The organism is Kitasatospora sp. NPDC004745, assembly GCF_042873275.1.
In the GTDB taxonomy this organism is placed as follows: Bacteria; Actinomycetota; Actinomycetes; order Streptomycetales; family Streptomycetaceae; genus Kitasatospora.
In genome coordinates this window covers 40863-55125 of sequence record NZ_JBIALK010000001.1, presented here as the reverse complement: position 1 = coordinate 55125, position 14263 = coordinate 40863, and the positions used below count along the sequence as shown (strand labels likewise).

12 protein-coding genes are annotated in these 14263 nt (G+C 75.9%); all 12 read right to left on the bottom strand.

From position 1 onward, the window contains the following. The gene (locus tag ACFYUY_RS00155) at positions 1-1899 is read right to left on the bottom strand and encodes a non-ribosomal peptide synthetase (protein ID WP_387896688.1); all 1899 of its coding nucleotides are present in this window, start codon (positions 1897-1899) and stop codon (positions 1-3) included. Then, entirely contained in the window at positions 1896-2825 is a 930-nt protein-coding gene (locus ACFYUY_RS00150) for a 3-hydroxyacyl-CoA dehydrogenase family protein (RefSeq protein WP_387896686.1), read from the bottom strand. Before ACFYUY_RS00150 ends, ACFYUY_RS00155 begins: the two co-directional genes overlap by 4 nt. A 14-nt stretch (positions 2826-2839) precedes the next feature. After that, positions 2840-4075, bottom strand: a complete 1236-nt coding sequence (locus tag ACFYUY_RS00145) for an HAD-IIIC family phosphatase (RefSeq protein ID WP_387896684.1) — start codon at positions 4073-4075, stop codon at positions 2840-2842. Beyond that, a complete protein-coding gene (locus ACFYUY_RS00140) occupies positions 4072-5295 on the bottom strand; it encodes an acyl-CoA dehydrogenase family protein (protein WP_387896682.1) in 1224 nt (407 codons plus the stop codon). Before ACFYUY_RS00140 ends, ACFYUY_RS00145 begins: the two co-directional genes overlap by 4 nt. Further along, the gene (locus ACFYUY_RS00135; RefSeq protein WP_360214092.1) at positions 5279-5560 is read right to left on the bottom strand and encodes an acyl carrier protein; all 282 of its coding nucleotides are present in this window, start codon (positions 5558-5560) and stop codon (positions 5279-5281) included. The genes ACFYUY_RS00140 and ACFYUY_RS00135 overlap by 17 nt, the downstream gene beginning before the upstream one ends. Continuing rightward, complete coding sequence (locus ACFYUY_RS00130; protein WP_387896680.1) at positions 5557-6579, bottom strand: 3-oxoacyl-ACP synthase; 1023 nt, start codon at positions 6577-6579, stop codon at positions 5557-5559. Before ACFYUY_RS00130 ends, ACFYUY_RS00135 begins: the two co-directional genes overlap by 4 nt. 59 nt (positions 6580-6638) lie before the next feature. After that, on the bottom strand, positions 6639-8060 hold the full coding sequence (locus ACFYUY_RS00125; protein ID WP_360214088.1) for a PLP-dependent aminotransferase family protein: 1422 nt from the start codon (positions 8058-8060) through the stop codon (positions 6639-6641). 36 nt (positions 8061-8096) lie between these two features. Next, positions 8097-9800: a 2-isopropylmalate synthase gene (locus ACFYUY_RS00120; RefSeq protein ID WP_387896678.1), complete on the bottom strand. Its 1704-nt coding sequence runs from the start codon at positions 9798-9800 to the stop codon at positions 8097-8099. A gap of 47 nt (positions 9801-9847) precedes the next feature. Beyond that, positions 9848-10354 carry a flavin reductase family protein gene (locus ACFYUY_RS00115; protein ID WP_360214084.1) on the bottom strand — a complete coding sequence of 169 codons (507 nt, stop codon included), beginning with the start codon at positions 10352-10354 and terminating at the stop codon, positions 9848-9850. Further along, a complete protein-coding gene (locus ACFYUY_RS00110; protein WP_360214082.1) occupies positions 10351-11616 on the bottom strand; it encodes a cation:proton antiporter in 1266 nt (421 codons plus the stop codon). The genes ACFYUY_RS00115 and ACFYUY_RS00110 overlap by 4 nt, the downstream gene beginning before the upstream one ends. Positions 11617-11645: 29 nt before the next feature. After that, positions 11646-13190: a tryptophan halogenase family protein gene (locus ACFYUY_RS00105; RefSeq protein ID WP_360214080.1), complete on the bottom strand. Its 1545-nt coding sequence runs from the start codon at positions 13188-13190 to the stop codon at positions 11646-11648. A 257-nt stretch (positions 13191-13447) separates the two neighbouring features. Beyond that, on the bottom strand, positions 13448-14200 hold the full coding sequence (locus ACFYUY_RS00100; RefSeq protein WP_387896675.1) for a thioesterase II family protein: 753 nt from the start codon (positions 14198-14200) through the stop codon (positions 13448-13450). Between the last annotated feature and the right edge of the window lie 63 nt (positions 14201-14263).

Below are 14263 nucleotides of genomic sequence, written 5' to 3'. Positions count from 1 at the left end.
TCAGACCTCGTACGCGGTGCCCGGTCCGGGGCCCGGGTGCTCCGGCGGGCCGGGCGGCGGGGCCGTGGCGGCGACGGCGGCGGCCTGGTCGGCGACGGTGCGCAGGTCGAAGAGCCGGCCTACCCGGACGGCGCCGGGCCAGGTGCGCTCGAGCCGCAGGTGCAGGTCGACCACGCGCCGGGAGTTGCCGCCGACGGCGAAGAAGTCGTCCCGGGGCCCGAAGTCGCGGTGGCCGAGGACGTCCGCCCAGAACCCGGTCACCACCGCCACGGCGGCACCGGTGCCCCGGTCCTGGCCTACCGGGGCCTCTCCGTCCACGCCCCCGCCCTCCACGCCCCCGCCGTCCGGGCCCCCGGCCTGCGGTACCGCCGGGAGCAGCGCGCGCAGCGCCCGCAGGTCGGTCTTTCCGGACGGCGCCAGCGGGAACGCCGCCACCCGGACGAACCGCTCGGGCACCGCCGGCCCGCCGACCAGGGCCGCGCAGTGCGCGACCAGCTCCCCCGCCCCCGGGCCGGGCGCGGCCTGGTCCACCGGGGACCAGAAGGCCGCCAGCGCGGTGCCGCCCGCCGGGTCGGCGACGGCGAGCACCGCGGCCTGCCGCACGGCGGGGTGGCGGGCCAGGGCCGCCTCCACCTCCTCCCGCTCGACCCGGACCCCGCGCACCTTGAGCTGCCCGTCGGCCCGGCCGCGGAAGACCAGGGCGCCGGTGGCGTCGGCCGCGGCGAGGTCGCCGGTGCGGTACATCCGGGCGCCGGGGGCGGGCGCGAACGGGTCCGGGACGAAGCGCAGCGCGGTGTCGACGGGCCGGCCGGCGTAGCCCTCGGCGACCTGCGGGCCGGCCACGTACAGTTCGCCGGTCCGCCCGGGCGGCACCGGCGCCAGTCGCCCGTCCAGCAGGTGGATCCGGGCCCCGGCGGTGGGGCGCCCGATCGGGACGGGGTCGGCCGGCGCGGGCGGGACGTCGTGGGCGACCACCGTCACGGTGGTCTCGGTGGCCCCGTACTCGTTGCGCAGTGCGGTGCCCGGCAGGACGGCGCGGTGGCGGGCGGCCTGCGCGGCCGGCAGGGCCTCGCCGCCGACGATCCACCGGCGCAGGTGGCTGTCGGCGCCCGCCAGGTACGGCAGCATCAGCCGGTGGAAGGAGGGCGGGCAGACCGCCACCTCGACCCGGTGGCGCCGCACCAGGGCGGCGCAGGCCTCCGGGTCGGGCAGGGCCCGCTCGTCCGGCAGCACCGCGGTGCCGCCGCCGCACAGCGTGTGGAGCAGCATCAGCAGCGGGCCGTCCCAGGAGAGCCGGGAGGCGGTGAAGGTGGTCGCGGCGGGGTCCTCGTCGCGGGAGGCGACCAGCGCGGCGAGGGCGCCCCGGGAGACCAGGACGGCCTTGGGCTCGCCGGTGGTGCCGGAGGTGGTGACGGCGTAGGCGGGCGCGGAGGCGGGCACGGCGGCGTCCGGGAGCGGGCCGGCGGCCGGCGCGGGGCCGGTCTCGGGCACCAGGGCGACCGGCCGGCCGCAGCCGGCCACCAGCTCGCGGACGGCGGCGGGGGCCGTGGCCCGGTCCGCCTCGTCGTGCACCAGGACGCCGCAGCCGCCGTCGCGCAGCAGCGCGCGGACCGCGGCGGCGGGCCGGTCGGGTTCCAGGACGCACCAGGCGGCGCCGAGCCGCAGGGCGGCCAGCATGCCGACGACGGTCCGCACCCCCTGACGGCGGTGGACCAGCACCAGCCCGCCGGGGGCGGCGCCGGCTGCGGCCAGCCGGGCGGCCAGCTCCCGGGTCGCGACGTCGAGCCGCCGGTACGTCAGGGACTCCCCGCCGACCACCACGGCCGTCCGGTCGGGCACCGTGCGGAACCGTTCCCGGATCAGGTCGAGCACGTCGGCGGCCGGCCGCCCGGCGGTCACGGCCGCGTCCCGTAGGCGTGGAAGCCCAGCCCGGTCTTGCGGCCGAGGTGACCGCGGCGCACCAGGTCGAGCAGCAGCCCGCAGGGCCGGTAGCGCTCGTCCCCGGTGGTCTCCAGCAGGACGTCGAGGGTGTCCACGATGGTGTCGAGCCCGATCAGGTCCGCGGTGCGCAGCGGCCCCATGGCGTGGCCGAAGCAGTCCTGGAAGATCAGGTCGACGGTCTCCGCGTCGGCCACGCCCTCCTGCACCCGGGCGGCCGCGTCGTTGACCATCGGCATCAGCACCCGGTTGGAGACGAAGCCCGGCGAGTCGCGCACCACGTGGGCGCGGCGGCCGACCCCGGCGAGCAGGGCGAGGGTGGTCTCCAGCGTCCGGGCGGTGGTCGCCGGGCCGCGCACCACCTCGACGGTCTCCTTGAGGTAGGCGGGGTTCATGAAGTGGGTGGCGAGCACCCGGTCGGGCCGGTCGGTGTAGGAGGCGAGCCGGCGGACCGGGACGGCCGAGGTGCAGGAGGCGAAGACCGTCTCGGGGGCGCAGACCTCGTCGAGCTCCCGGAGCACCCGCTCCTTGACGGAGAGCCGCTCGGAGGCGCACTCCACGACGAATCCGGCCTCCGCCAGGCGGCCGAACTCGTCCGTCCAGCGGACCAGTCCGACGGTCTCCGCGGCCGTGGGCCGGGCCTCGTCGGCGGCCGGTCGGCGGCCCAGCAGGCGCGCGGCCCGCAGGCCGTCCCGCAGCCGGCCCGGGGCGGCGTCGAGGGCGGGGCGGTGGCGGTCGACCACCACCACCGGGTGCCCGGCCGAGGCGAAGACCTGGGCGACGGCGGTGCCCATGGTGCCGGCGCCGACGATCCCGACCGGGATCCGTCCTTCGGTGCCCGCACCGCTCCCGGCGGTGTCCCGGGGCGTGGTGTCCTGCGTGTGCACGGTGTCCTTCCTGGTCACGGCGTGGCCGGGGGTTCGGGGCGGGCCGCCGGCCCGGGGCCGGCAGGGGCGGGCCGCAAGGATTCGGCGGGCCCCCGGGTGTCGGCGGGCGGCGGGGTCTCGGCGGGCGGCGGGGCTTCGGCGGGCGGCGGGGCGATGAGCCGCAGGTGGCCCGGGGGCGGGGGCGGCGGGGCGGCCGGCGGGTAACCGAGCAGCAGCCGCCCCTCCTCCGCCGGGCCCAGCACGGTGAACCCGGCGAAGCGGAGGTTGACCAGCATCACCCGGTTGACCTCGGTCGGGACGAACTCGGCCAGGGGGCGCCGCCCTTCGGCGAGCGCGCTGCGCACCACGTGGCCGATCAGCGCCGGGCCGACGCCCCGGGACATCACCCGGCAGGAGAGCAGCAGCAGCCGCAGGACCTCCGCCGGTTCGGCCGGGCCCTCCCCCGCGGCGTACCGGATGCGCTCGCTGAGCGCGAGGCCGATCGTGCCGTAGTCGCCGAAGCGGTCGGTCAGTTCGGCGACCAGCACCCGGTGGTCCGGCGAGCCGCACAGCGCCCGCAGCCGCGCCAGGTCGTAGGTGCGGCCGGTGGTGTTCAACTGATGGGTACGGACGGTGAGTTCGTGCGCCCGGGCGAGGTCGCCCGGCTCGGCGCGCCGGACGGTCAGCGTCAGGTCGAGCGAGGCCAGGAACTCCTGCGGCGTGCCCTGGTACTCGCCCCCGGCCTGCGCGCGCCGGGCCTCGGCCCGGTAGCGCAGCCGCCGCTCGCGGGCGTCGGCGGTGACGAACGGCGGCCGGAACTCCGGCAGTCCGGCCAGCGCCCCGACCTGCTCGGCCGGGTAGCAGCGCACCTCCGGGTGGGCGGCGGCCACCTCGGCGCGCTCGACCGGGTCGTTGTCGACGAAGGCGACGGTGTCCAGGCCGATGCCGATCGCCTCGGCGATCCGCCGCACGGCACCGGACTTCGGGCCCCAGCCGACCTCCAGCACGGTGAACAGTTCGTGCAGGCCGAGCCGTTCCAGGTGGGCGGTGGCGGCGGCCCGGTCGCTCCGGCTGGCGACGGCGTGCAGGACGCCGCGCCCGTCCAGCTCCCGCAGCGCGGCGGTGGCGGCCGGGAACGGCGCCGGGTCGTCGCCCTCCAACACGGTGCCGTCCCACAGGGTGTCGTCGAGGTCCCAGACCAGGACCTTGACGGTCGGCCGCTCCGGCCCGGCCCCGCCGCCCGGCGCGGTGGCCCCGCGCGGGGCGCTCATCGGCGCACCGCCCGGCGCAACAGCCGGTCGGCGAGGTGCAGTTCGGCCAGCTGCGGACTGCCCTCGATGATCTCCATCACCTTGGCGTCCCGGTAGAACCGGCCCGGCCGGCCCCCCGGTTCGCAGCCCGCCGAGCCGAGCACCTGCACGGCCCGGTCGGCGACCGCCTTCGCCGCCCCGGCCGCCGCGTACTTGGCGGCCACCGTCTCGGTGACGGCGCCCAGCGGCGAGCCGGCCCGGGCCTGGGCGGCCCGTTCGGCCAGGGCCCGGGCGGCCGCCGCGTCGACGGCCGAGCGGGCGAGCAGGGAGCGCACCAGCTGGTGCTCGGCCAGCGGGACCCCACCCTGGACCCGCCGCACGGCGTGCTCGACGGCGTCCGCCAGGCAGGCCTCCGCCATGCCGACGCAGCCCCAGGCCACCGTGAAGCGGCCGTGGTCCAGGGCCACCGCCGCGGTGTGGGTCAGGCCCGCCCCGGCCGGCGCCACCAGGTTCTCCCGCGGCACCCGCACCCGGTCGAAGGTGAGGTGGGCGATCCGCGCGGCGCGCAGGCCGAGCTGGCCGGCGACGGGCTCGCGGCCGATCCCGGCGCGGTCGCCCTCCACCAGGACGGCGGTCGGGCCGGCGGCGGTGCGCCCGAGCACCAGCAGGAGGTCGGCGCTCTGCCCGAAGGTCACCCACCGCTTGGCGCCGGTGACCACCAGCTGCTCGCCGTCGTCCTCGATCCGGGTGCCGACCTCGGCGAGCGCGCTGCCCGCCTCCCGCTCGGTGGCGGCGAAGCCGGCGAGCCGCTCGCCGGAGGCCAGGGCGGGCAGCCAGCGCTCGCGCTGGGCGGCGCTGCCCCAGCGCAGCAGGGCGGCCGCCGTCATGCCCTGGACGGTGAGCAGCGCGCGCAGGGCGCCGCAGACGCCGCCCAGGTGCGCGACCGCCTCGCCGAGCTGGACGGGCGTGGCGCCGGCTCCGCCGTGGCGGGCCGGCAGGTCGGGTGCGAGCAGCCCGGCGGCGGCGACCGCGCGGACCGCCTCGTCGGGCAGGGCGCCCCGCTCGTCCCAGCGGCCGGCGTCCTCGCGCACCGCGGCGGCCAGGTCGGCGGCGGCGTCCACCACGGAGACGTCCGGGACGGCCGCGGGGACGTCCGGGACGGCCGCGGGGAGCCCCGGGGCGCCCGCGGGCCGCGGTGCGTCCGGGACGGCCGCCCGGGCGCCGCTAGCCGCGGGCGGCACGGCCGGCGCCCGTCTCGTCGCCCGCGGCGGGCCCGCCGTGCTTGCCCGCGACCAGCGCGGCGATCCGTTCGGCGGTGCGGAAGTTGTCCAGTTCGAGGTCCTCCACCTCGATCCGGATCCCGAACCGCTCCTCGACGAAGACCACCAGCTCCAGGGCGAACAGCGAGTCCGCGAGGCCCAGGGCGAAGTAGTCCTCGTCCGGTTCCACCGGCCGGCGCAGGGCGACGGTCAGGAACTCCCGTATCTCGATCGCGGTGTCGGTCACGCGGTGCTCTCCCAGGGTCCGATTTCCACCAGCAGCAGGTTCCAGGCCGCCACCGGGCTGACGTTGACCAGCACGACCCGGTCGCCCTCGGCCAGCCTCCGGTCCGCCAGCGCCGTCCAGAGGTTGAGGAGGACGTCGTTCGGGCCGAGGTGGCCGTAGCGGGCCAGGTTCTCCCGGCACTCCGGCAGCAGTTCGACGTCCAGCGACTCCTCCAGGAAGCGCAGCCCGCCCGCGGAGAGGTTCTGGCTGGCGTAGCCGGCGATGTCGGCGCGGTCGAGGCCGTGCCGCTTCAGCAGGCCCGCCAGGAGCGCGGCGAGCCGGTTCCTGGTCTCGACGGCGAGCCGGAAGGAGTAGCCGGGCAGGTCGCGGCACTCCTCCCGCCACTGCTCCCAAGGGCGGTCCCGGTAGTCGACCCGGAAGAGGTCCCAGTGGGCCCCGTTGGTCTCCTGGACGAGGTCGAGGATCCGGACCGGACCGGTTCGGGCGAGCAGCAGGGCCTGGCCGGCGTCGCCGTTGACGGTGACGGGGTGCCGGTAGCGGCCGGGGGTGGCCGGGGTGGAGGCGTGGGCGACCAGCACGTGGTGCAGGTCCGGGTCGGCGGCGAGCAGGCCCCGGGCGGCCAGCAGGGCCGGCCCGAGCGAGACGCAGCCGAGGCCGCCGACGCCGAAGGCGAGGGCCCGGTCGGCGCCCAGCCGGGCCTGCAGCCTGGTGACCTCGGAGCTGATCAGCGTCTCGGGCGCGCGGGACTCGACGACGACCAGGGCGCCCAGGTCCTGCGCGGCGACACCGGCGCGGGCGAGCGCGCCGCGGCAGGCCCGTTCGGCCATCGCGGTGGCGCCGAGCCCCGTGTCGACGGCCACCGTGTCGATCCCGAGGCCGGCGAGGACGGTTCTGCGCTCGCGGTCCAGGCCCTCGCGTTCGGCCAGCTCGCCGACCGGCACCCGGTGCTCCGGCAGGTGCCAGGCCGCGGCGCGGACCGCGAGCGGGGCGGGCGCGCCGCCCGGGCTCGTCGTCACCATCGGGTCCTCCTCACTCTCCGTCGTCCGTCGTGCCCGGTCCCCGTGGAGCCGGGCGGGCCCTACGCGCTGCGCAGGCAGCCGTCGGCCGCCGCCTGCGCGTAGGCCTCGCCCAGCTCCCGCACCGCCTCGGCGACCCCGCTGCGGGGCACCCCGGCGTAGCCCACGACCAGGGCGGGGCCGGCCTGCCAGGAGCGGTGGTGGTAGCTGCGGGCGCCGCGCACCAGGACCGAGCGGCGCAGCGCCCGGGCGACCAGCGCGGCCTCGTCCACCCGCGGCGGGAGCTGGACGTAGGCGTGCAGGCCGGCGAAGGCTCCGGTGATCCGGGCGCCGGGCAGCCGGCGCCGGACGGCCTCGTGGAAGACCTCCCGGCGGGCCCGCAGCCGCTCCCGCTGGCGCCGCAGGTGCCGGTCGAGCTCTCCGCTGTCGAGCACCTCGGCGAACGCGTGCTGGGTGAACACGTCGCATCCCAGGTCGCGTTGGGCCCGGACCTCCTCCAGCCGGCGGCGCAGCCGGGGCGGGGCGACCAGCCAGCCCAGCCGCATCCCGGGGGCCAGCGACTTGCTCGCGGTGCCCGCGTAGAGCACCCGGGTCGGGGCGAGCCGCTGCAGCGCGGTGGGCCGGCGCCCGTGGTCCAGCCAGAGGTCGCCGTCGTAGTCGTCCTCGATGATCCAGCCGTCCACGTCCTCGGCCCAGCGCACCAGCGCGGCCCGCCGCTCGGCGCTGAGCACGGCACCGGTGGGGAACTGGTGGGCGGGGGTGACCAGGACGGCCCGGGCGCCGGTGCGGGCCAGGGCGGCCACGTCGATGCCGTGCTCGTCGACCGGGACGGAGGGGCAGTCCAGGCCCGACTCGACGATGAACTGGCGCTGCTGCGGGTGGCACGGGTCCTCGACCGCGAGGGCGGCCAGGCCGGTGCGCGGCAGCGTGGCGCAGACCAGGCCGAGCGTCTGGGCGAACCCGGAGACCACCATCACGTGCTCCGGGGTGGTGTGCACGCCGCGGGCCCGCCCGAGGTAGCGGGCGAGTTCGGCGCGCAGCGCCGGGACGCCGGACACCGGCGGGTAGCCGAGGTCGCGCGGGCCGAGCCGGCGCGCCGCCCGCTGGTAGGCGGCGAGCCACTCGCGCTGCGGGAAGGCGGAGGCGTCGGCGCCGCCGGCCCGCAGGTCCCAGCGGACCACCGGGGCGGGGCGGGCGTCGCTCAGCAGGGTCGGCGGCCGGGTGCCGCGGTCCAGGTGGGCGGCGACCCGGGTGCCCGAGCCCCGGGTGGCCTCCAGGTAGCCGCCGGCCACCAGCTGCCCGTAGGCCTCGACGACGACGCTGCGGGACACCCGCAGGTCCTCGGCGAGCTGACGGCTCGACGGCAGCCGGGTGCCGGGGTGCAGCGCCCCCTCGGCGATCTCCCGCTTGATGCCGTCCCGGATCTGGGCGGTGAGCGGGAGCACGTCCTCCCGCGCCACGTCGATCAAGGTGTTCCAGGGCATCTGCGCCCCCTCCCTCCCCCGCCCTCGGCGGCCTCGCTAGCGGGCTCCGGACACGCCGGCCGGCTCGGTGTCCAGCAGCGCCCGCAGGGCGGCGGCGCGGACGGCCCGGCCGACGGCCTCGCCCTCCTCGTCGGCGATGCCGACCCCCCAGTGGGAGCGGGAGTCCACGACGATCTCGAAGGCGGCGGTGACGGCGTTCAGCGGTGCGCCGGCCCGGTCCACGGTGAGCCCCTGGACGACGGCGTCCAGCCCGTACCCGGCGACGGCCGCGGCGGCCGCCTCCGTCCAGCGGGCGCCGCCGGGCTCCGCCGCCAGCGGCTCGGGCCGGGGCAGGCCGGGCACCGCCTCGGTGCCGAGCGCCACGTACCGCTCGACGAAGTGGCTCCACAGCTGGTCGCCGGTGATCTCGCCGCCGATCTCCTCGCAGACCGCCTGCATCTCGGAGGCGAAGTCGATCTGGAGGCGGCGCGGCAGTTCGATGCCGTACTCGGTGCGCAGCAGGTGGGCGATGCCGCCCTTGCCGGACTGGGTGTTGATCCGGATCAGCGCCTGGTAGTCGCGGCCGATGTCGCGCGGGTCGATCGGCAGGTAGGGCACGTCCCAGGTGTCCTGGCCGGACTCCTCGCGGGCGCGCAGGCCCTTGGCGATGGCGTCCTGGTGGGAGCCGGCGAAGGAGGTGTAGACGAAGTCGCCGGCCCACGGGTGGCGGGCGTGGACGGGCATCTGGTTGCAGCTCTCGACGATCCGGCGGACGCCGTCGATGTCGCGCAGGTCGAGCATCGGGTCGACGCCCTGCGAGAACAGGTTCATGGCCAGGGTGACCAGGCAGACGTTGCCGGAGCGCTCGCCGTTGCCGAACAGGGTGCCCTCGACCCGGTCGGCCCCGGCCAGCACGGCGAGTTCGGCGGCGGACACGCCGCTGCCGCGGTCGTTGTGGGGGTGCACGGAGAGGATGGTGCGCTCGCGGTGGAGCAGGTTGCGGTGGGTGTACTCGATCCGGTCGGCGAACTCCTGCGGCGGGAAGACCTCGACGGTGGAGGGCAGGTTGATCCGCAGCGTGTGCGCGGCCCGCGGGGCCCAGAAGTCGAGGACGGCGTTGCAGAGTTCGAGCGCGTAGTCGGGCTCGGTCTGGGTGTAGGACTCGGGCGCGTACTGCAGGTAGATCTCGGTGCCGGGGATGGAGTCCTGGAGTTTGAGGGCCTGTTCGGCGCCGTCCAGGGCCATCGCGGTGATCTGCGCGCGGTCCTTGCGGAAGACCAGCCGGCGCTGGGCCTCCGAGGTGGGGTTGAAGATCTGCAGGACGGCGCGGGGGACGCCCTCCAGGGCCTTGACGGTGCGTTCGATGAAGTCGCCGCGGATCGGCGTCATCACCTGGACGACGACGTCCTCCGGGATGGCGTCGGTGTCCACGAGGTGGCGCAGGAAGGCGTGGTCGTCCTGGGAGGAGGTGGGGAAGCCGACCTCGATCTCCTTGAACCCCATCCCGACCAGCAGGTCGAACATCCGCCGCTTGCGGGTGGTGTCCATGGGGTCGGTCAGGGCCTGGTTGCCGTCCCGCAGGTCGACGCTGCACCACAGCGGGGCGCGCTCCGCGCGGCGTCCCGGCCAGGTCCGGTCGGGCAGGCCGACCGCCTCGTAGGGCCGGTACTTCCGGACCGGCATCGCGCTGTGGCGCTGGATGCCCTGGTCGCGGGCGGGTGCGCGCCGGGGGGTGTCCGCGTCAGTGGGTTGAGCTGTCATCTCTCCTCCACAACGGTGTTCTCGGGGGTCGGGTGGGAACCCTCTGGTCAGGCGGTCCAGGTGCTGAACTGTCGCCTCCCGTAGAGCAGCGGCGGCGGCGCGTCGCTGAGTTCGGTGATCCGGACGACCTCGCCGAAGACCATCCGCTGGCCGCCCACGGGCACCAGCTGGCTGACCCGGCAGTCGGCCACCGCGTGGGCGTCGCGCACCAGGTGGGGTCCGCCCGCGCCGGGCGGCAGCCGCCAGGGGGTGGCGTCGAAGCGGTCCGGGTCGCCGGAGGCGAACAGTTCGGCGGTGCCGCGGCCGTCGGCGTGCAGCAGGTTCACCGCGAAGGCGCCGCTGCGCAGCACGGCCCGCAGGGTCGGGCTCTCGGCCCGCATGCCGACCAGCAGCGTGGGCGGGTCGACGGTGACGCTGCACAGCGCGGAGCAGGTCATGCCCCACGGGCGCGAGGCGTCGTCCAGCGAGGTGACGACGGAGACGCCGCTCGGGAAGCCGGACATGAAGGTCCGGAAGTCGGAGGGGGTTGAGGTGACGAGTTCCACGTGGCTCACCGCTCGACGGGGTAGGGGACGGCCGGCTCCGCGGTCCGGGGGGCGGCCTCGGGCGCCGTGAACCGGTCGATGGCCCACAGCAGCGGGCCGCTGAGCGCCGTCGTGAACAGGGCCATCACCACGAGCGCGAGGAACAGCGCGGGGGTGAGGATCCCGGCCTGGTAGCCGGCCTGCAGGACGGCGAGTTCGGTCAGGCCGCGGGCGTTGAGGAACACCGCGATCTTCATGCACTCGACCGGGGGCCGGCCGGCCGCCCGCGCACCGGCGTAGCTGCCGACCAGCTTGCCGAGGATCGCGAGCACCACCGAGAGCAGGACGGCCTGCCAGGAGAAGACGCTGAGCGGCGCCGAGGCGAGGCCCATGCCGGTCACCGTGAACAGCAGCGGCAGCGCGAGCCGCCCCCAGCCGCCGACGGTGTGCGCGGCCCTGGTCCACGGGCCGGCGCCGTCGTCGCCCGGCAGGGCGAGGGCGACCAGCACGGCGCCGAGCACGTCGGTCAGGCCCAGCCGCGAGGTGGTCAGCGCGGCGGCGACGGCCGCGGCGGCGGTCAGCCCGATCGGCACCGCGACCGGGACCCGCTCGGCCCAGGCCCGGGGCACCGGTGCGGCGCCCGCCCGCCGGATCGCCCAGGCGACCAGCAGGCCGACGGCGAACACCGCGTACGGGGTGATCCTCCCGCCGCCGTGCGCCAGGCCGACCGCGATCGCCAGCATCGACCAGGTGACGGCGTCGATGGAGACCGCGACCGCCATGCAGAGCCGGCCGATCGCGGTGTTCAGCATGCCGCGGTCGTCCAGGATGCCGGCGAGCACCGGGACGGCGGTGACGGCGAGGGCGATCGCCAGCATCAGGACCAGGACCCCGGCCGGGGCGTCGCCGCGCAGGGCCGGCGAGCCGTCGGCCAGCACCCAGGCGGCGAACGCCACGCCGCAGCCCAGCGGCAGCAGCAGGGAGCCGGCGGCGGTCAGCGCGATGGTCCGGCCGCCGAGCCGGCTGCCGCCGGCCCTGATCTCGTGGACGGCGCCGACCAGGAAGAGCGCGAGGCCGAGGTGGCCCGCCTTCTCCAGGACGGCGCCGCCGTCCATGCCGGCCGGCTTCCAGTCCCACTGACTCGCCAGCAGCGCGCCGAGCAGGAGGCAGGCCATGATCTCGCCGACGATCTCAGGCTGCCGCAACAGCTTGGCCAGCCGGCGTCCGAGCAGTGCCGCGGGGACGAGCAGAGCGAGCGTCACCGCGGCCGGTACGTACGGAAGACTGTCCATGGTGCCTCCTTCCTCGGGGCTCCGGCGGGTCAGTGCATCTGGGCGAGGTACTCGTACTGGCTGGGCAGGCGCTTCACGAGCTCGGCGGACTGGTCGCGCAGGAGCTGGAACTCCTTCTCCGCCCGGGTGGAGTCCTGCAGGGCGACGGACGGCGGGGCCTTGAGCTCCACGCCGCCGAGGCCGAGCAGCATCGCCAGGTACGAGTAGGACTCGAACCCGTGGTAGTGCGGGTAGATGGTGTTCTCCGTCGGCGGCTTGGCCTGCCACAGTTCGATCCGCTCGGCCAGGCCGTCGGGCATCACGCGGGTCTTGGCGTCCCGCCAGTAGGCGTTGTCGGCGCGGGCCGCGGCCTTGTAGTGCAGGACGAGGAACTCCCGCACGCCGTCGATGGTGTTGCCCACCGTGCGGTTGTAGGAGCGGCGCAGCGCCGGGTTCCAGTCGGCGTCCGGGAAGTGCTTGACCAGCTCCTCGATGCCCTGCTGGATGAAGAAGATGCCGGTCGACTCGAGGGGCTCGACGAAGCCGCTGGACAGGCCGATGGCGACGCAGTTGTTGACCCAGGCGTTGCGGGTGCGGCCGATCCGCATCCGGATGTGGTTGGCCTCCAGGGCCTCCGCGTCCGGGCCGACGTGGGCGCGCAGGGTGGCCTCGGCCTCCTCGGGCGTCGTGTACTCGTCGGAGTAGACGTAGCCGGTGCCGATGCGGCCGAACAGCGGGATGGTCCAGATCCAGCCGGCGTCCGAGGCGGTCGCGGTGGTGCAGGGGCGCAGGCCCCGCTTCTCCATGTCGACCGGGACGCGCAGCGCCACCGCGCGGTTGTTGGGCAGGGTGTCCTGGAAGGAGTCGAAGGGCTCCTCGAGGGTCTGGTTGATCAGCAGGCCGCGGAAGCCGGTGCAGTCGATGAACAGGTCGCCCTCGAGCAGGCCGTGCTCCTTGGTGCGCACGCCGCTGATCCAGCCGCGCTCGTCCTGGACGACCTCGACGACGTCGTCCTCGATGTGCCGGGCGCCGCGCTCGGTGGCGTACTCGGAGAGGTAGTCGGCGAGCAGCGAGGCGTCGAACTGGTAGGCGTACGGGAACTGGGTGTCCTGCTCGGTGAGCGTGTTGCGGTCGGCCGTGTCGGCGCCCTCCTTGAACTCCTGCTCGAAGAGGGTGCCGTCCAGGTGGCGCGGGGACCGCTCGGCGTCGCAGATCGCGGCCATCAGGAACACGTCCTGGTCGAAGCGGTCGCCGGAGCGGCTGTTCAGCCACCAGTCGGTGAGCGGCAGGCCGTCGACGACCCGGAGGCGCTCGAAGGGGTGGTAGAAGTAGTGGCCCTTGCGCCGCCAGTTCTCGAATCGGATGCCGAGCTTGTAGGTGGCATTGCACTTGGGCATCCACACGTGCTCGGGCAGGCCCAGGTAGTTGAAGAAATGCCGGACGGTACTGAAGGTCGCCTCACCGACCCCGATGGTCTTGATTCGCTTGGATTCCACCAGCGTGACGGAAATCCGATCGCCGAATGCGGCGCGCAGGTACGAGGCGGTCATCCAACCGGATGTCCCACCGCCGACGATGACGACGTTGCCAAGCATTCCTGACCCTCTCAGCCGGTCGTTCAACCCGGAGCCCCGGGCTGTCCCATGGCTCGAAATCCTCCGGCAGCGGAGCCGCCGGAAACAGGCTTTTAAGCCTCAGCGGAAACACGCACTCCAGCGCGCCCCGGCCTTCGCGGGGGTATTCCGGGCATGCCGAACGGATGGCGACCCGATAGTGCCGGGTGCCATCCGTCGGCGAACTCGCCGGATCCCGCGGAACGCGCGGAATTCGGCGGGGGCGGGTCGCGGCCGGCTCAGCCGCGGTCCAGCAGGTGGTCGTGCAGCAGGGAGATGACCCGGGCCCGTTGCGCGGTCAGGTAGAAGTGCCCGCCGGGCAGCACGTGGCAGGCGAACTCCTTGCCGGCCAGCGCCTCCCAGCCGCGGGCCCGTTCCGGGGTCACGGTGACGTCGGAGTCCCCGGTGAGGACCACGATCCCGCACTCGACCGGGCGGGGCCCGGCCGAGCGGTAGGAGTCGATCAGGAGGTAGTCGTTGCGCAGGATCGGCAGCACCATCTCCCGGATGTCCGGGTCGTCGAAGATCGACATCTGGGTGCCGCCGTGGCCGGCCACCGTCCGCAGCAGGTCCTCGTCGCTCCTCGGGCCGACCGGGGCCGCCGGCCCGCCCGCCGTCTGCGGCGGCGGGTAGCCGGAGAGCACCAGCCGGGCCACCGGCAGCCCGTGGGCCTGCAGCGAGAGCACCGTCTCGTAGGCGAGCAGCGCGCCCATGCTGTGCCCGAAGACCACCGTCTCTACGCCCGGGCGGTCGGTCTCCAGCAGGGCCCGCGTCAACTGCTCCACCAGGGTGGCCGCGTCGTCGACGAACGGGTCCTCGACCCGCTCCTCGCGCCCCGGGTACTGGACGAGCTGGAGCTCGACGGTGGCCGACAGGTGGTTGGCCCACGGCCGGTAGAACCCGGCGCTGCCGCCGGCGTGCGGCAGGCAGACCAGCCGCCGGGTGGCCTCCGGGCGCGGCCGGGGGACCACCAGCCAGGGTTGGTCGTTCACCGGTTCCCCTCCCCGGGTCGACGGGTGCGGCGGTGGGCGGCGGCGCGGCCGGTGCCGCGGCGG

What these genes read in the sequence shown, in the direction of transcription:
- ACFYUY_RS00145 (WP_387896684.1), bottom strand. Translation starts at nt 4,075, where the DNA reads ATGAGCGCCCCGCGCGGGGCCACCGCGCCGGGCGGCGGGGCCGGGCCG.
- ACFYUY_RS00130 (WP_387896680.1), bottom strand. Translation starts at nt 6,579, where the DNA reads ATGGTGACGACGAGCCCGGGCGGCGCGCCCGCCCCGCTCGCGGTCCGC.
- ACFYUY_RS00125 (WP_360214088.1), bottom strand. Translation starts at nt 8,060, where the DNA reads ATGCCCTGGAACACCTTGATCGACGTGGCGCGGGAGGACGTGCTCCCG.
- ACFYUY_RS00120 (WP_387896678.1), bottom strand. Translation starts at nt 9,800, where the DNA reads ATGACAGCTCAACCCACTGACGCGGACACCCCCCGGCGCGCACCCGCC.
- ACFYUY_RS00110 (WP_360214082.1), bottom strand. Translation starts at nt 11,616, where the DNA reads ATGGACAGTCTTCCGTACGTACCGGCCGCGGTGACGCTCGCTCTGCTC.
- ACFYUY_RS00105 (WP_360214080.1), bottom strand. Translation starts at nt 13,190, where the DNA reads ATGCTTGGCAACGTCGTCATCGTCGGCGGTGGGACATCCGGTTGGATG.